The sequence below is a fragment of the Pandoraea anapnoica genome (genome assembly GCF_902459765.1).
In the GTDB taxonomy this organism is placed as follows: Bacteria; Pseudomonadota; Gammaproteobacteria; order Burkholderiales; family Burkholderiaceae; genus Pandoraea; species Pandoraea anapnoica.
In genome coordinates, this window is the sequence record NZ_CABPSP010000004.1 from 240257 (window position 1) to 257138 (window position 16882).

Annotated in this window: 16 protein-coding genes; 10 read left to right on the forward strand and 6 right to left on the reverse strand. The window is 59.5% G+C overall.

Features of this window, described 5'->3' with window-relative positions:
* Positions 1-263: 263 nt before the first annotated feature.
* Positions 264-860, reverse strand: a complete 597-nt coding sequence (locus tag PAN31117_RS09255; protein ID WP_150737925.1) for a helix-turn-helix domain-containing protein — start codon at positions 858-860, stop codon at positions 264-266.
* Between the two features lie 99 nt (positions 861-959).
* Here PAN31117_RS09255 and PAN31117_RS09260 point away from each other — a divergent pair, with 99 nt between their 5' ends.
* The 6 genes from PAN31117_RS09260 to PAN31117_RS09290 all read left to right on the forward strand — a co-directional run bounded on the left by PAN31117_RS09260 (position 960) and on the right by PAN31117_RS09290 (position 7085).
* Positions 960-1175, forward strand: coding sequence for a DNA-binding protein (locus PAN31117_RS09260; protein WP_150737926.1), 216 nt, complete (start codon positions 960-962; stop codon positions 1173-1175).
* Positions 1176-1185: 10 nt separating this feature from the next.
* The gene (locus PAN31117_RS09265) at positions 1186-3438 is read left to right on the forward strand and encodes a transposase domain-containing protein (RefSeq protein WP_150737927.1); all 2253 of its coding nucleotides are present in this window, start codon (positions 1186-1188) and stop codon (positions 3436-3438) included.
* Positions 3439-3501: 63 nt separating this feature from the next.
* Positions 3502-4500, forward strand: a complete 999-nt coding sequence (locus PAN31117_RS09270) for an AAA family ATPase (protein ID WP_150737928.1) — start codon at positions 3502-3504, stop codon at positions 4498-4500.
* 164 nt (positions 4501-4664) lie between these two features.
* Positions 4665-4892: a hypothetical protein gene (locus PAN31117_RS09275; RefSeq protein ID WP_150737929.1), complete on the forward strand. Its 228-nt coding sequence runs from the start codon at positions 4665-4667 to the stop codon at positions 4890-4892.
* A gap of 898 nt (positions 4893-5790) precedes the next feature.
* On the forward strand, positions 5791-6189 hold the full coding sequence (locus PAN31117_RS09285) for a Mor transcription activator family protein (protein ID WP_150737931.1): 399 nt from the start codon (positions 5791-5793) through the stop codon (positions 6187-6189).
* Positions 6186-7085, forward strand: coding sequence for a Mu-like prophage major head subunit gpT family protein (locus tag PAN31117_RS09290; RefSeq protein WP_150737932.1), 900 nt, complete (start codon positions 6186-6188; stop codon positions 7083-7085). The genes PAN31117_RS09285 and PAN31117_RS09290 overlap by 4 nt, the downstream gene beginning before the upstream one ends.
* A gap of 499 nt (positions 7086-7584) precedes the next feature.
* Here PAN31117_RS09290 and PAN31117_RS09295 read toward each other — a convergent pair whose 3' ends face one another.
* Complete coding sequence (locus tag PAN31117_RS09295; RefSeq protein ID WP_150737933.1) at positions 7585-8235, reverse strand: carbonic anhydrase; 651 nt, start codon at positions 8233-8235, stop codon at positions 7585-7587.
* Positions 8236-8447: 212 nt separating this feature from the next.
* Between PAN31117_RS09295 and PAN31117_RS09300 the strand changes: the two genes are divergently transcribed.
* Together PAN31117_RS09300 and PAN31117_RS09305 are read left to right on the forward strand one after the other, a co-directional pair.
* Positions 8448-9443 carry a MerR family transcriptional regulator gene (locus tag PAN31117_RS09300; RefSeq protein WP_150737934.1) on the forward strand — a complete coding sequence of 332 codons (996 nt, stop codon included), beginning with the start codon at positions 8448-8450 and terminating at the stop codon, positions 9441-9443.
* 173 nt (positions 9444-9616) lie between these two features.
* Positions 9617-10471 carry a class I SAM-dependent methyltransferase gene (locus tag PAN31117_RS09305; RefSeq protein ID WP_150737935.1) on the forward strand — a complete coding sequence of 285 codons (855 nt, stop codon included), beginning with the start codon at positions 9617-9619 and terminating at the stop codon, positions 10469-10471.
* Here PAN31117_RS09305 and maiA read toward each other — a convergent pair.
* The gene (gene maiA / locus PAN31117_RS09310) at positions 10468-11121 is read right to left on the reverse strand and encodes a maleylacetoacetate isomerase (RefSeq protein WP_174990890.1); all 654 of its coding nucleotides are present in this window, start codon (positions 11119-11121) and stop codon (positions 10468-10470) included. The two genes, PAN31117_RS09305 and maiA, sit on opposite strands and share 4 nt — an antisense overlap.
* 301 nt (positions 11122-11422) lie before the next feature.
* Between maiA and PAN31117_RS09315 the strand changes: the two genes are divergently transcribed.
* The gene (locus PAN31117_RS09315) at positions 11423-12301 is read left to right on the forward strand and encodes a hypothetical protein (RefSeq protein ID WP_150737937.1); all 879 of its coding nucleotides are present in this window, start codon (positions 11423-11425) and stop codon (positions 12299-12301) included.
* A 33-nt stretch (positions 12302-12334) separates the two neighbouring features.
* Here the strand turns inward: PAN31117_RS09315 and PAN31117_RS09320 are convergent, their stop codons facing one another.
* A complete protein-coding gene (locus tag PAN31117_RS09320) occupies positions 12335-13075 on the reverse strand; it encodes a lysozyme inhibitor LprI family protein (protein ID WP_150737938.1) in 741 nt (246 codons plus the stop codon).
* A gap of 152 nt (positions 13076-13227) precedes the next feature.
* Here PAN31117_RS09320 and PAN31117_RS09325 point away from each other — a divergent pair, with 152 nt between their 5' ends.
* On the forward strand, positions 13228-14586 hold the full coding sequence (locus PAN31117_RS09325; RefSeq protein ID WP_174990891.1) for an MORN repeat-containing protein: 1359 nt from the start codon (positions 13228-13230) through the stop codon (positions 14584-14586).
* Between the two features lie 158 nt (positions 14587-14744).
* Here PAN31117_RS09325 and PAN31117_RS09330 read toward each other — a convergent pair whose 3' ends face one another.
* Together PAN31117_RS09330 and PAN31117_RS09335 are read right to left on the reverse strand one after the other, a co-directional pair.
* Entirely contained in the window at positions 14745-15782 is a 1038-nt protein-coding gene (locus PAN31117_RS09330) for an alpha/beta fold hydrolase (RefSeq protein WP_150737940.1), read from the reverse strand.
* A gap of 234 nt (positions 15783-16016) precedes the next feature.
* Positions 16017-16799, reverse strand: a complete 783-nt coding sequence (locus PAN31117_RS09335) for an alpha/beta fold hydrolase (RefSeq protein WP_150737941.1) — start codon at positions 16797-16799, stop codon at positions 16017-16019.
* Positions 16800-16882: the final 83 nt, after the last annotated feature.

The window sequence follows — 16882 nt, forward strand, 5'->3', positions numbered from 1 at the left end:
AATGCCGCAAAACCCTTATCCATAAAGGCTCCGTGAGATTTCGACGTGAGGGTTAGGTTTGAAATAAACTGCGAATTTGTGAGTAACTTTTGATATTGGTTTGAGAGAGAACGACAAGATATTGCGAGTTTTCGAATCTATTGCGGTTCGCGGCCCATGTCACATTGAATATTCGCGATTCTTTTGGCACACAACTAGCGACGCCGAGAGACGGGATCATCTAGTGCGGGAGCCTGTGACAAAAGACCGCGAAAAACCACATATCATTTTGCCGCGAGCGTGATGGCATCCGCGATCAGCGCCTCGTCTGTCTTGCCACTGGCCTTAAACGCTCGATAAAGCATCGCAATGGACATTGCCTTCTTCTCCGGGGTCAGGCTCTTCCCGAGCCTTGTGGCGGTTACGTCTAGCCGCGCAATGATCGTCGCCAATAGATCGATGTCAAGGAATCTATCTGGCGTTGCGCTGGTTCTCAGCCAATCAAGGATCGCCTCATTGTACGGGCCAGTATCAACGGTGATCGCCCCCCCCTCTAGGGCGGCTTCGTTCGCAATTACCATCTGAGCAATCCGCTCAAGCCGAGTCTCATCAAGCCCCAGCATCATTTCAATCGTGTGGAGCATGCGCTGGTAAGCCCGAGCGTATGCCCAGTCCTCACCTTTTCGAGTGCCGGAAAAAACGTACAGGGAATCGACACCGAGCTTTTCTGCCGCTTCCATGTATGTCCAACTGGGTTCACGCTCCCCTCGCTCATACGTGTATTGAGCAGTTTTACCTACCCCGCAGGCCTCCGCAAAGGCGGCTTGGCTCAAGCCAATCCGCTCGCGTTCAGCCTTGAGACGCATTCCGAAGCTTTCCATGGTTTTCCCGAAAATGTTGACGATATCGCAAACGCGATATATATTCGCAATTGCGTTACAACGTCGCAAACGCGATATGCAATATTAACAGGAGAGCTTATGGAACAAGTCGTCGATGGGACACTGAAGACTCGCGAGCAAGTGCTAGCGGAGTTCGACCGCAAAGGGATCAGCATTGCGAAATGGGCTAAAGAGCACGGTTTGCCGCCATCAGTCGTCTATGGCGTGCTGAAAGACAATCGGAAAGCAAGGATCGGAGCTAGCCACAAGGCGGCGGTGCTTCTGGGAATCAAACACGGCGAGATTGTCGACTAAGGTCGTGCATATGGACGCGAAAGACGAAAAGATTACGCGCGACCTTCGCCCGCCAAGGGCGTGCACTATCGACGACAACGAGAGACAAGCGCACGACCCCGGCGAAAAGCCCGCCGATATTGGTGAAACGCGCGCAGAAGTCGGCACTCCAACTGCCATCGATCATCGTGAGGTCGTGCAAAGGTCGTGCAAAGCACCGATTGCGATCTCGGCCGCACAAGTTGCGAAGCATGCAGGTGTTAACGACGCCACTGTGCGCCGACGGTGCATGGCGGGCGTATATCCGGGCGCGTTTAAGGCCAAAGGTAATGGCGGCGAGGGTTGGATGGTACCGATTGCTGCGCTACCGGCGTCCGTCCAACGTAAGCTGGCTGAAGAATACGCTGCGCGTCTAGCTGCTCGCGTTGGAGTCAAGGACGAGCGGCCCAACGCGGATGAGCTGCGCGGCGAGTACCACACGCTTTGGGACAGTTACGAGCGGAAACCTGCGAACTTCAAGCGGATGGCCGAGCAGGCCCTTGAGGCGCTTTTGGCATACCGTGAACTGTTAGACGCAGGCGTTAGCGTTGCCTTAGCCAAACAGATCATTAGCGACCAGCACGGCGTTTCCGGCATAACGGTGTGGCGGTACGCGACGGCTACGGAGAAGCACCCGCGACAGCACTGGTTGCCATTGCTGTGTCCCCGATACCGAGGTGGCCGAGGGAAGGCGGAATTCACCCCCGAGGCTTACCAATGGATTCTTGCGCGCTACCTGAACACTTCGCAGACGAAAATCGCTGTGATTACAAAAGAGGCTCGCGAATACGGCGCATCGAAAGGCTGGGTAATTCCGAGTGATGACACTGTTGCTAAGCGATTGAAGGAAGAGCCTGGCTGGCTGGAGATCGGTGGCCGGAAAGGCGATAAAGCATTGGTGCGCAGCTTTCCTGCGGTGGAGCGAGACTACACCACGCTGCAATTGCACGAACTATGGGAGTCCGATGGGCGACGAGCCGACGTATGGTGCGTATGGCCTGACGGCACTATCGCCCGCCCGTTCATCGTTATCTGGCGCGATGTCCGCACCAGACTTGTCCTTTCCGCACGGGGCTGCCTTCACCCCCACACGGCCGCAATTTTGCAGTCCTTTGGCACTGCAATGGAGCGCACTGGCGCAGCGCCTAGAAACGCGAAGCTGGATAACGGGCGGGAATACGCCAGCAAGGAGTTTTCCGGCGGCCAGCCGACTCGATACCGCTTTCAGATCAAACCGGGCGATCCCGTCGGGATGATGACCCGCGTAGGAACGGTCGCGCGCTGGTCGAAACCGGCCTACGGTCAAGACAAGCCGATTGAGTCCTTCTGGAATTACATCGCCGAGTACTGCGATCAGGCCCCGGAGTTCCAGCGGGCATATTGCGGCAAAGATGCGGCATCAAAGCCAGATGACTTTGATAGGGCCAAAGCAATCCCTCTCGCCGAGTATCAGGCGCGACTTGCAGCGGCGCTTGAGCACTTTAACCACCGACCACATAGCGGCAATGGCATGGCGGGACGCTCACCGTATGAGGTCTACACTGAGCTGCTCGAAGGCGCGCAAATAATCCGCCCTGACGCTGCCCATATACGGCTGTGCAAGATGGGCATGGCCCTCGTCACGCTTGATAAACGGGAAGCCTCGCTGAAGTTCCGCGTAGAAGGCTTTGGTCCGATTCGATACTGGAATGAGGCTCTATCGCAACTCCCGCTGTCCGCGCGCAGCAAGAAATATCAGGTCTTTTACGATCTCGATGACCCCACCGCGAATGTCGCAGTCTACGACGGGGAGACCTTCATATGTGATGCGTCGCCAATTGATCGCATCCCGTTCATTGAGGAGGGCGGCACGAAGACTCGTAAACATGTGGAAGCGCGCGCGAAATACGTGAAAACGAGTAAGGCCGCGATTGGTGCGGCAAAGGCGGCGGGGGAATCGTTTAGGCCAATGCTGACCCACTCGGGAAGCTTATCCGCTTTACCTTTGCCTCCTGACGCTGTGCCAATTGATGCACGCCGCACACCACAAACACCCGAGTCTGACGCGCCCCTCTGGGCGCAAGACGCACAAGAGCCGGGCAAATGGGTGAATACAAAAACCGGAGAAGTCAGGCAACGAAACATCGCCGCACCACCAGTTAGCCCGGAGAGCAATCGGTCAGACGCTGAATTAGAGGCGTTGCGGAAGGAGTGGCGAGAGAAAGGAAATAGGCCGCTTGGGGTGAAAGTGCCCAAGACAGCCTAACAAACAGCACGCACACGGTAGCAGCCGCGTGTGTGCCAAATCAACCGCAAAATTGGAGTTGCAATGGTAGAAGAAAAACTGTCGGTGGACAAGGGTACGCTTGAGCGTTGGTCGTCTATACAAAACCGCCTTGTGGACGAACTGTCTCGCGGGATAACTATGGAACGCATTGCCACAGAGACGGGCTTAATGGTGCGCCAGATTGAGGTCTGGGCTGGCGATGCTTCGGCTTTCCGCGAGATTCGTCGGCCGGGTGAGGCGTCGCTTGCCGAGCGAATCGAATCACAATTGGAGATTCGTTTCGCCGAACTTGATGCCGAGCGCAATGCACAGGACAAGCAAAGGCCAGCTCGCATCGAAACGTCTGTCACACAGCAAGCGTTTGATGCATTCAACATGGCAAGAACTACGCCATCCATCGTCGACCTTACCGCGCCCCCGGGAGTCGGGAAATCTGCCGCCGTCGAAGCGTACCTTGCAAGCTGTCGCAAGGCGGAAGGCTTTTCTTGTCCCGTGTGGGTGGTAGAGCTGTCCGAGTTCACGCTGTCGGCAAAGTGTGTCCTCTCGCTATTTCTAGAGCAGATTAAGCGAGCATCGCAATTCGGCTCTGAGCACGAGCTAGCGCGGCAGATTGAAGACTCCACGGCCGGGAAGGGCGGACTCCTCATCGTGGAGGAGGCTCAGCATTTGGCCGACACAATGAATGCTAACAACGGCCTGCGAATCATTAATGGCTTGCGGCGCTTTGTTGACAAGGGATTGTTCGGCATCGTGTTCGTGAACAACGGCGAGATCTACCGTCGGCTGCAAAATGGAAAGCACGCTCAGTTATTTAGTCGCATGGAAGCGTGGCGCGTGAAGATTGACGGCGTTACCGATGATGACGTCGACAAGATCATGTTGTCCTGGGGAGTCTCAGGAAAAGCGGCGCGTGAATACTGCCTGAAGATAGCCGGGGGCAGGGGGGCGCTACGCTCCCTTGTGAGCTTGTTCCAGCGCACCTATCAGGAGTTCGGGCTCATCGATCTTGATACGATGAAATCGGTTCGCGGAAGCATATGAAGCAAGCCATTCTGACGAATAGCAAGCGCCGCGAAAGGTAAGTTCTCCGATATTGGTTTGAAATATCCGACATCCAAGAATACGTTAGACGACATATGAAAAATTGCGACAATCTGCGAGTCTTGAGGAATCGAACGTCAACTGACAGTGACCATGAGCGGGCCGTGTCCGAAATTGCGGCCATTCTTGGCGAGGCCCACGATCTGGTCGAACGCCGCTCAAGAAATGAATGGGTTGATCGAGCAAAATCCGCTCTGCAAGCCGTCTCCGGCCTTTGCTCCAATCAAGCCGCGAATGACGAGGCGCTGGAGTGTGTGAATCGGAAAGATATGGCGGTGCTTCTGAATCTAATTTCCGAGCAACTTGAGCAGGCCCAATATTCGGGTGCATAAGCCGTTGGGAGGGGCGAGGGTGGCGGCAGGTACACGGGCCACCCGGCAAGGCCGCCAGCGTGTTTAGACTACCCGTTAGCGGCGATCAATGACGTAAGATGCAGTTTGTATTGCGGCCGTATATTCCGGCTTGGCCCCGGATCGATGAAGGAGCCGCAACACGGTGAGGGGTGGCCAAGCGCCTCTCGCCACTCCCACATTTCCACGCAGAATTCTGCGTCGGCCCCAACAGAGTTCACTGCTGGCGGTAGTGACACCTGCCAGCTTCTCCACATTTTTGCTTCAAGTGACGATTCCCCCATCGCATTTTCGTCAGGTTGCAGCGCATGGGATCGTCAGGAGTTGGCAGAGCGAATGATGGCGCGACCATCCGCACAGCAGTCCGCATTTTGGGATACGACCGAGCCATCGCCTCATTGCCAGATGCTTGTCGTGATCTCACGGAGTTGCTCGGCGTAGACACCGCGGACCAGCTATTTCGAGCGTTTCGCGGCAAGCGAATAAACGTGCCTCGCGGTCGTTCTGCCCCGCATGCCCTAACAACTCGACGTCTGATCGAAGCAATTGGGGACGGGGCCTCGGCGCTGCTGCTGCGCGTCTGTGAAGGGGAGTGCATTTACATCCCTCATCTCTGCGCTCTAGCGACCGCACTCCAGTACGCGGAGGTCAGACGTGAATTCGACATCTTGACTGTGGGAATGTCCGCCCGACGCGTTGTCATCAACCTCGCCGTCAAACACCGGCGAAGTGTTCGCCATATCTGGCGCATATTGAAAAAGACGTAATCGTGCATTTTTCCCGTCTCGCAAATTGGGGTGCTGACATCAGCCAGCTTCTACGTGAGACGAACCTATTGTGAAATCCACCTATCGGAAATGTTTCCGCTTTGGAGAGATAAATGGGCAGCAGGGAAAACGAGAAAATCGCGACTGGCAGGCATCGTGCTGAGGTGATGCGTTTTGATCAGCTTGCCGAGTTCATTGGGTCGTCCAATGTGTCGGTGTTGTGCGATCAAGTCGGCGGACAAGACATGCTATTGCCGCGCGTGTCGGTGAAGTTCTCACCGTTTGATCAGATATTCGGGAAGCGGCTTGCGCTTGAAGTGAAGCGCAGGTTTGGAGGGATGGTTGTCTACGTTCCGACGTCGTGGGGGTGCGCGACCAAGGACAGAGACGAAGAAATTTGCACGCGACGTGCAGCGGGTATTTCGCCCAAGGAGCTTGCAGCTCGGTTCGGCGTGACCAAGCGTCGAATTCGGCAAATCGTGAAGGCAGGACGTGAGGAACAAGCGCAATGATCATCAATGAACAGGCTCTGGACGCAATCTACACAGCTGCCAAGGCGCTCTTCGCGCAAGGCGGACTTGCAGCAAAGCCACTGTGGCCGGATCTCGCGACGAAGGTCAACTCCACGAGTCGTGAAGAGCACTACGCCTGGCTGGGGCAGTTTCCGACTCTCAAGGAGTGGGTCGGTGACCGTGTTGTGCAGAACATGAAGGCGTTCAGCTACACGATCAAGAATCGGGACTTCGAATCGACCGTTCAAGTGGCGCGCAACGACATCGAAGACGACAACCTTGGTCTATTCGGCCCGATGTTCCAGGACATGGGCAATGCGGCCGCGTTGCACCCGGATCAACTCATGTTCGAATTGCTCGCGAGCGGCTTCACCGCACCGTGTTATGACGGCACGCCGTTCTTCGGCGAGGCCCATCGGACAGGCAAGGATGGTAGTGAGAAAACCTCGAATTGCCAGAAGGCCAAGGCCGGTGAGGAAAAGCCGCTGTGGTATCTGCTGGACACGTCGCGAGCGATCAAGCCGTTCGTCTATCAGGTGCGGCGTCCCTACGACATGATCGCGGTGACCGACCCGACCGCTCGCGACGTATTTATGCGGAATGAATACCTGTACGGGGTCGATGGCCGCTCCAACATGGGGTTTGGCTTCTGGCAACAGGCATTTGCGAGCAATTTGGAACTGACGCCGGAGAATTTCAACGCGGCCTACAGTGCGATGACTAGCCTCCAGTCGGATGAGGGGCGTCCGCTGGGTGTCAAGCCGACGATCCTACTGTGCGGCATGGCGAACCGCGAAAATGCGTTCTATATCGCGAAGGCTGATCGACAGGCTAATAATGTGCCGAATCCTAACTATCAGGTGGTGGACGTTATCGTTACGCCTCATCTGCCGTAAGAGATCCTTGGAAACTCCTGAAGGGATAGGGGCGGCGTCGCGAGATTGACTGATCATAGCGACACCGGCAGGCCCCATAATCATGGTCAGTCATGGAAGAAGTCATGCGCCGCAGTCCACCGCCGAATAGGCGGCCCCCTGCGGCGCTTTTGTTTTTGAGCGCACGGTTAGACCATCATGACGAACCGGTGGTCTTGCCTATGGCGATTGCAAATCTAGCGCGGCAATATTTCAAACCAACCGCGCCTTACCAACCATGACGTGAAGGAACGGCCATCCGCTTTACTGCAACCACTCATGATTTAACATAATGTACATTATGCGAATTACAGGTGCCGAGGCGAATCGTCGAGAGCGCCTCTCCCGTCGAGATTTTGGGCGCTCCGAAAGCAGCGCGAACGCAGCGGTTTCTCAGCTGCGTGTCACGCTGAACCGCATCGCGCCAATTCGTACCCAGTTGGGGGGCGCAGCGTCGTGGAACGCTGCGCAACGCCTCTCGTTATCGATGGCGAGAGGCAACGGCCACCGTGTCCGGCGAGTCGGCCAGCGGGACGAACTTGCGGGTCTCGCCGTCAAGCGCGTCGATGCCGCCGGTTTCGATGTCGTACACCCATCCATGCAGGTTCATACGGCCCTGCTCAAGCGCAAGGGCCACCGACGGATGCGTGCGAATGTTCGCCAGTTGCGCGATCACATTCTCTCTGACCAGCCCGTCGAGCTTCGCGCCGGGCGTCTCGAACGAATGCGCCGCATTGATTGCCTTTGCGGCGTCGGCGTGACGTAGCCAGTTGGCCACTGCGGGCATGTGGTCGAGACAGGTGCAGCGTGAGATCGCGCCCATCGCACCGCAGTCCGAGTGACCGCAGATCACAATATCCTGTACACCCAGTACCGACACCGCGTACTCGACCGTAGCGGAAACGCCACCAGGCTCCGGTCCATATGACGGAACGATGTTTCCGGCATTGCGAATGACGAATAGCTCGCCGGGCTCGCGCTGCGTGAGTAGTTCCGGAACGACACGGCTATCCGAACAGGTAACGAAGAGGGCTTTGGGGTTCTGACTCGTGGCAAGCCGCTTGAAAAGCTCGACACGCTGAGGAAAGGCTTCCCGCTGGAAACGCAGAAAGCCGTCAATGATGTCACGCATAGCAAATCTCTGAGTTAAGACGTCGGTGCGAGGGCGACCGTTTCGCACAAACATATCCGCCATCGACCGGTGCCTATTATCCCTTATCCGCGATCACGTGCCCTCCCCGGCGGCGCGCCCGAGCATCCAGCGAGTTACGAACGAATCATAATGCACACTCACAATTATCGATAACTGTAATTTTGAGTCCAATTATTGACCCAATCGAATTCATGAACTACGGTCTGAGTCAAAGAATCGATTCGAATCACAACAACCTTGGGAGGAAACGCTCGGTGAGTTCAACTCGACGTTATCGAAGCGGCGAGGCCGCAAAACTTGTCGGCATGCCAGCCGCGACGTTGCGGATATGGGAGCAGAGATATGGCGTAATCTCCCCGCCCACCAGCGCCTCAGGACAGCGCCTTTATTCGGACGAGGACGTGAGTCGGCTGAGAGCGATCAAGTTGCTGGTCGACAACGGCCGTCCCATCGGCGTCATCGCGCGTCTGGATAACGAGCAACTGATGAGACTTGCGAGTGGCGCCGGCGGCGCCCCTATTGCCCATGATACGCACGGCGCAACGCTGTTCGTCGTCGGCTTCGGGGGAGGCATCACGCCCGATTTGCCCGCAGGTGTCAGGCACGAGTCATTCGATAACGTCGAAGAGATTCCGCACCTTGCCGACAAGGCTGGTGCGGCGAGCGGCTTGGCCGTACGGGTCGAGGCGCTGCATGAAGACACGGTACTGTCCATCGTCGCCGCGGCGCAGTCGGCCCATTGCGATCGTGTACTCATCGTCTACGCGTTCGGCACGCGTCAGGCCATCGAACTGGCTCGCCTTGCGGGGATACGATTGGCTCGCACTCCCGATGCTTTGATCCACACTTACGCATTGCTTTCCGACTTCGTGCAGTCCTTGACGCATGAGGATGATGCGTCGTCGGCGAGCCGCCAGCTTTGGTCACGGTCATCACGTCGGTTTGATCAAGACACGTTGAGCAAATTGGCACGTCAGTCTTCAACCATTGCCTGTGAATGTCCCAAGCATCTCGTTGAACTGGTCCTACAGCTCGCGGCCTTTGAGCGTTATAGCGACGAATGCATGTCCCGCTCCCCTGCCGACGCCCTGCTGCATCGGCATCTGGGCGATGCCGCCAACAAGGCCGTTGCATTGTTTGAAGACGCGCTGGCCGCAGTCGTCGAGCATGAGGGCTGGTCGCTGTAGCCATTTTCGTGGCGTTATGGGGCACGGGCGATGCCCTCAACCGAATATGCGTGTTTGCGGGGCGGAGGCTCCCGGCAGCGCCGTGATCGGTGACATCGGGAGCATGTGCCCCATTTTCGGTAAACTATCGGTTTCCGGGAGGCGTTGCCTCCCGCAGCTTATTCAGTTTTCCCATGTCGAATACCCACGAAATCCGTCCCGGCCAGTCCATCGAGCTGCTCAAGGAACTCCATATCCTGACGCGCGACGGCAAGATGAATCAGGACAGCCGGCGCAAGCTCAAGCAGGTCTATCACCTGTTTCAGTTCATTGAGCCGCTGCTCCAGGAAGTCAAGAACGACAATGGCCGCGTGACGCTCGTCGATCACGGTGCCGGGAAGTCCTATCTGGGCTTCATCCTCTACGATCTGTTCTTCAAGGCGCTGGCGGACGATTCGCATATCTTCGGGATCGAAACCCGTGAGGAACTCGTCAAGACCTCCACCGCGCTGGCGCAACGCCTCGGCTTCCCCGGCATGTCGTTCCTGAACCTGTCCGTCGCCGATTCGATCGCCTCGCCCGCATTGCCCGAAACAGTCGACGTCGTCACCGCACTCCATGCCTGCAATACTGCTACGGACGACGCCATCCGCTTTGCGCTGGCCAAGCAAGCCCGTCACATCGTCCTCGTGCCGTGCTGTCAGGCCGAAGTCGCCGCAGTACTGCGCAAACACAAGGGGCAACAACTCGCGGGCAATCCGTTGACGGAAATCTGGCGTCACCCGTTGCACACGCGCGAATTCGGCAGCCAGGTCACCAACGTGCTGCGCTGCCTCCAGCTCGAAGCCCATGGCTATCAGGTCAACGTGACCGAACTGGTCGGCTGGGAACACTCGATGAAGAACGAACTGATCATCGCCCAGTACAAGGATCTGCCGCGCCGTCGGCCCGCCGAACGTCTGGAAAGCGTGCTGGCGTCGCTGGGACTCGAAGAAATGCGTGAACGTTTCTTCACCACCGACGCGCCAGCCTCCACCACCGAAGCCTAGATCTCCACCGCGCGATACCCCGGTTGCCGGAACGGATGGGCTTCGGCAAACTCCGGCATCCCGAAGCAGCGCTTCGTCAATTCCGCCACCCGGGGAAATTCGTCCATGTCGACCTGATATAGATCGGCAATGATTTTCTGACCGGCGATGCAGATGTCCGCCAGCGTGGGCGTCGCGCCGATGACGAACGGCGCGGCCGGGCGCGTCGTCAGCATCCGCTCATACGTCGCCATCCCTTCCCTCCCCCAATGCGCGCACCAGCCCTCGATGGCGTCGGTCCCCACGCCGTACGTTTGCGCCAGATGCTTGCGAACACGCGGCACGACAAACGGATGTGAATCCGCCACGTGGACCTGCGCGACGGCACGGACATACGCGCGCTCACGCGCTGTCTCCGGCATCAATCGCGGCTCGGGATACACCTCGTCCAGATACTCCATGATCGCCATCGACTGAAAGACGAGATGGCCGTCGTGAACCAGGGTCGGCACCACACGCTCGGCGTTGACGTGCGCGTAGTCGGTGTCGAATTGGCGTCCCGCAAGAATGTCGACCTCGATCTCCTCAAACGGGAGTTTCTTCAACGCAAGCGCAACCTTGACGCGGAACGCCGCGTTAGAACGCCAGAATCCATAAAGCTGAATTGTCATTGCGATAGTCCGATCGTGATGTCGTTCAGGAGGTGCAAACGCTCGTGCAGGTAGTGACCCGATACAATTGCATTTGCAATTCATTAGAAGGCGATGATGCCACCCAACGATTGCATTTGCAATCAATGATCAATGCCTGTGATGAACCGCGCGTAATCGGAGAAGGAAATTCATCAGTTCTTGAAATGGATGACAAACACGGGCATTTCAGCCAGAATTTCCCCGGCTCGCCGGATTCGGTCAGACGCGCCCGGCGTGTCACCTCCCGATGCACCGACCAACTCAGCAGAAGGCTCAAGAAATGTCACATCCTGTCTTTCTCGAGAGTCCGCCGTGGCCACGCATGCCGGAGGGCCGTAAGGGCGAATTGAAGACGTATTTCTCCGCCGACGGCCCGTCGTTGGAAGCCAACGCCTATCTCCCGCTGTTCTGGCGGGTGCTCTTTTCCGTCGAAGACATTCACTTTGCCTCCGTCATCGACGAGTTCGATCCGGACGACGACGCTGTAGAAATCGAAGAGTTTCTGGAAAACGCGACGCAAGCGGAAAAGGATGCGAAGTACCCCTATCTGGTGACGACAAAGACGCTCGCGCTCGAACGAGCCGCCCGTCGTCGCGATCACGTAATCGAGTTACTGGGCGAACGTTACCGGCCGATCTTCGACGCCTTCGTCGACTACCTCGGCACCGCGTACGGCGGCTTCGTCCTCGTACGCACTGGCGGTCTGCCCGACGTGACCGACGCCACCGAATGGATGACCACCGAGCTGGAACAGGTGGCTGCCCTGGATCACGGCACGCACGTGCAGGCTGCCCTTGCCGACGAGATCGAAGATCTTCGGCGCATCCCCGACACCGACGCCGTCTGGCGATCGACCGGCACCGGGAATCCGCGCGCCGAGGTGAATCCGTGGCCGAGCCGGTCGCTGGTGGACACCTTCCCGGCTTGTGCACCACGCTCGCGTCCTGCGGCAGCAGAGCGCCCGCCCGCCGTCGAAAAGCATCAGTACCGGGATCCTAACGTGCTCGACAAGGCACTTGAATGGGTGGCGATTCTGGTGTTTGCGGCAGTCGCGGTCGGCACGTGGGCCGTCACCCGATCGGTCTGGAAAGCGGTTGTCGCGACGGTTGTTGTCACCGCCATCATGGCGTGGCTACTGGTGCGCGTCCGACGCAAGTGACGCGGTCTGCCTCGTTCGAATTTTCCGGCCAGATCAGTTCGCGCCGATCATCCCATCGAGCCCTTTGAGCCATTGCACGCGGGCGGCCGTCTCTCTTGCCGCCTGCGCATTGCGGCACGCCTGAGCATTCGGATTGGCATCCGACGGGCACACGGCGGCGATCAATCCCTTCTCGGCAGACGTAAAGTCGCGCCACTTCTCGTTAGACGTCCGCACGATACCGCGTGACGCCGACGGTAATCTCCGCGCCATTCGACGGCCCCAGCGGTCGACTTCGGCAGTTTGGGCGTGACCAGCCGCCTTCACAGACGCCGGGCGCGAGCCCTCCGAAGCGGCCGACGAGACCTCGTCACGATACCGCACGAGCGTCTGCGCCCGATGTTGTGTCAGCAACATCACGTCGTTGGCATTCGCCGGGGCGTACATCGTGCCCTGCACGGTGGCGTAGACGCCCGCGATGAGCTTCAGATCGGCGTCCCGGCTCGCGAGCCATGCGCGCTGCGCTGCGAGCAACGCCGGGCGAGCCGTTTCCGGCAGCGCATCGCGCAGCGATTGATAGGTCGCATTCAGACTGACGTCCCAGGCATGGGTGGCGTCCACGATGCACTCGTCCTGCCCGCCGGTGGACTGCTTCTCCGGGTCGGCAAGGCATCGGGTGAGCGTTTGATCGATGTCCACCACAGCGCCGGACGCTGGCGCATCGGCCGCCCTGGCGGCACAAGTCAAGCAGAGGGCCAGCGCAAGCAGGCCGCACAGCAGCACGCGATTCACCATATCGGTCGTCGTTCCGGCTGGAATATCGGATTAGCGGATTCAAGCGCGTGCGCCACAAAAAATCAAGCATCCTCCAAATGGTGGATGCTATGAACACACGAGCGCGACTATCCTCCTTTCAAAACAGCACCACAAAACCGCAGGGGGAAAACATGGCACACGTCTACAAGCGCGCATACCAAGCCTATCGCGCAAAACTCGCCTTGGCTGCCGCAAGCGCAGTCGGGCTATTCGCCATCGTCGGCAATGCACACGCCGAAGAAGGCGCATTCATTCAGGCGGAAGGCCCAAGCCACTGCAAGGTCTGGTCGGACGCCAAGCCGGAAGAGCGTCCCGAGTGGACCTCCACCTGGACCGGTTCGTGCAACAAGAACGGTATTGCCGATGGCCCCGGGGTCCAGGAATGGAGCCGTAACGGCGTCTTTTCGGCCCGCTTCGAAGGCACCATGGTCAATGGCAAACGCGGGGGTGTCGGCGTCTACACATGGGCGTCCGGCGACCGCTACGAAGGACCGTTCGCCGCTGATGGTCGCACCGGCAAAGCCAAGTACCACTGGGCGAACGGCGACTTTTATGACGGCGATTTCATCGCTGGCAAGCGCACTGGCAAGGGTGTTTATATCTGGGCCAGTGGCAAACGCTATGAAGGCGACTTCGTCGACAGCGATATGACCGGCGAAGGCTATCAGCTGGAAACCAACGGCAACACCTATCGCGGCGGATGGCTGAAAAACCAGTTCAGCGGCAACGGCGTGATCGTCTTCGCGCAGGACGGCTCGATTCGCGCGGGCCAGTTCGTCAACGGCAAGATCGTCGAGGGCACCGACAGCCAGGCGGACGGCACGCTCATCGCGACGTACTCCAACGGCGTGCGAACCAAGGCGGCATCGGCGGATAGCGGCCCCGGCGTGTTCTCGTTCGTCGCCGGTCTGCTGGGCGCGGCCGCACAAGGCGTCGCCAGTGGCGGCGGACGCAATGCCGCGCAGTATCAGGCCGCCGCCACCGCACTGCAAGCGGTCTCGGGAACGGGATCGTCCGGCGGCGGCACGATGCCGATGGCGCAGCCCGTCTCGACGATGGCGTCGGCTGGCAACGGTAGCGTCGGAAATGCGGCATCAGGGGGCGGACGTGCCTCGTCCAACGATCCGTTTGCCGGACGCAAGGCGACCGACCCCGTCAAGGGCTGTATCGATCAGGTGCGCATCAAGCGGGGCGCGACTGGCTGGGGCGGCTGGTACGACTACGAAACCGGCATCGTCAACAAGTGCGGCTATGTCGTGAACACCGCCTGGTGCGTGACCAGCCTGAAGGGCGAAAGCGACGCCGCGCAGTGCGAGAAGCAATACTCCGGCATGTACGGCCTGAATCCGGGGCAGCAATCGTCGCTACACGCCGACCGGTTTGGCGAGCTGCAAATGCTCTCGTGCAAGGAGCCCGCCATGCCACTCAAGATCCAATGGAACGGTACGCGCTTCACCGGCACGTGCTACCTGCCGCCGGGTCAGTCGTAACGCGACCTGCCCGGCTTATCCCTTGCGCCCTGGGTTTCGGCACCGGGCGCATCGGACATGCGCCCCGACGAACGCGCAGCATGCCTCAACTGCCGCCACGCATGCATGCGGTTCGCCGGTCGTCATCGTCCGACGCCAGACGGTGAAGCCCTGCCGCCTTACAGCGTCACGACTTCCAGAATCGCGTCGGCGAACGCCTTCGGGGCTTCCTGCGGCAGGTTGTGACCGATGCCGCCGCCGATATCGCGGTGCTGATACTTGCCGGTGAACTTCTTCGCATAGGCCGCTGGGGCCGGATGCGGTGCGCCGTTGGCGTCGCCTTCCATCGTGATCGTGGGCACAGTGATCGCCGGGGCCGTCGCGAGACGCTTTTCCAGTGCATCGAACCGCGCCTCGCCTTGTGCGAGACCCAGACGCCAGCGGTAATTGTGAATCACGATGTCCACGTGATCGGGGTTGTGGAACGCAGCGGCCGAGCGCGCGTATGTCGCGTCGTCGAACTGCCACTTCGGCGACGCCAGTTGCCAGATCAACTTGTTGAACGCGTCGGTGTTGGCGGCGTAGCCCTTCGCACCGCGCTCGGTCGCAAAGTAGAACTGATACCACCATTGCAATTCGGCTTGCGGCGGCAGCGGCACGGCATTGCCCGCCTGACTGCCGATCAGGTAGCCGCTCACGGAGACCATCGCCTTCACGCGCTCGGGCCAGAGGGCGGCGACGATGTTCGCCGTGCGTGCGCCCCAGTCGTAGCCGCCGAGAATGGCCTGATCTATCTTCAACGCGTCCATCAGGGCGATGATGTCGGCCGCCACCACGGCTTGCTGACCGTTGCGCGGGGCGCTGGCCGAGAGCAGACGCGTTGTGCCATAACCGCGCAGGTACGGCACGATCACGCGATAACCGGCTGCGGCCAGCAACGGCGCGACGTCCACGTAGCTGTAGATGTCGTACGGCCAGCCGTGCAGCAGGATGACGACCTTGCCATTCTTCGGCCCGGCTTCGGCGTAACCGACGTTCAGGTCGCCAGCGTCGATCTGACGGATGGCTTCGAACGAGGTGTGACCACCGACCGAACCCGACGCACCGGCGGACGCCGCCGCGTTAGCCAGTTGCGACAGCCCCAGTTCGGCGAGCGTGACGCCTGCGAGCGTGGTGCCAAGAAGACGACGACGGCGAAGATTGACCGGATCCGACATGACTGATGACCTCTCTGAGTGATATTCCGGCGGCTGCCGGGGGTAGCTCCAACATCACACCTGCGGTGCGTGCCGAGCGCATACCCGTAGTTATATCGGCGAGTTCATCGTCGTTTATGTCCGAATGTATCTGGCCGGACAAGTGACACATACGGATTCAAAAAACCCTGTCTTTCCGGGGGACTTCGAGGGACAGAGCGGCGCTGGCCACCCCCTCACCCCGAACGACTGGTCTTACTTGACGCTGGCCACTGCGTCGAGAATCACCTTCGCCACATCGGCCGGACGCGACTGCTGCGGCACGTGGCTCGTCGGCAGCTCCGTCACCTTCGCACCGATCGTGCGCGCCATGATGCGCTGGGCTTCCGGGTTGATCATGCGGTCGTTCTGGCTGATCACGAACCACGATGGCTTCTGGTGCCACGAGGCGACGCTGATCGTCTCGCCGAACGCCGACCCCTTGATCGGGCCTTGCGTCGCGGCCATCACACGCGCTTGCCTGGCGGGCACGTCCTGCGCGAAGAACTTGGCGACGTCGGCCGGCGGCAGGCTCAACCAGCCGCTGGCGTCGGCGACGATGTGATCGATGCCGGGTGCCTTCGGCAGGTCTTTCGAGAGCGTTTCGACCGACTGACCGGAGTCCGGCGCGAAGGCGGACACGTAGACGAGACTGGCGACTTTGTCGTCCTTACCCGCTTCAGTGATGACGGCGCCGCCCCACGAGTGGCCAACGAGCACGACCTTGCCCGGCTGATTGTCGATGGCGCGCGTGGCGGCTGCGACGTCGCCGGAGAGCGAGTCGAGCGGGTTCTGCACGGCCGTCACGTGGACACCTTTGTCCTGAAGGATGGCGACGACCTTGGCCCAGTCGGAGCCGTCGGCGAACGCGCCGTGCACGATCACGACGGACGGTGCGCCGTCGCGGGCGGTGGCCGCAGGAGCGGCGTTTGCGGAAACGGCAGCGCCCAGCAGACCGGCGCTCAGCAGCATGGCAGCGAGAGTAGAATGGCGGTTCATCGAAATCTCCTTGATTCGGGAAAGCGAGCCACGAGGTTGGCTCGACTGGTTGCCAGTGTCGTCGTCTCGCGGTCGCGCCGGTA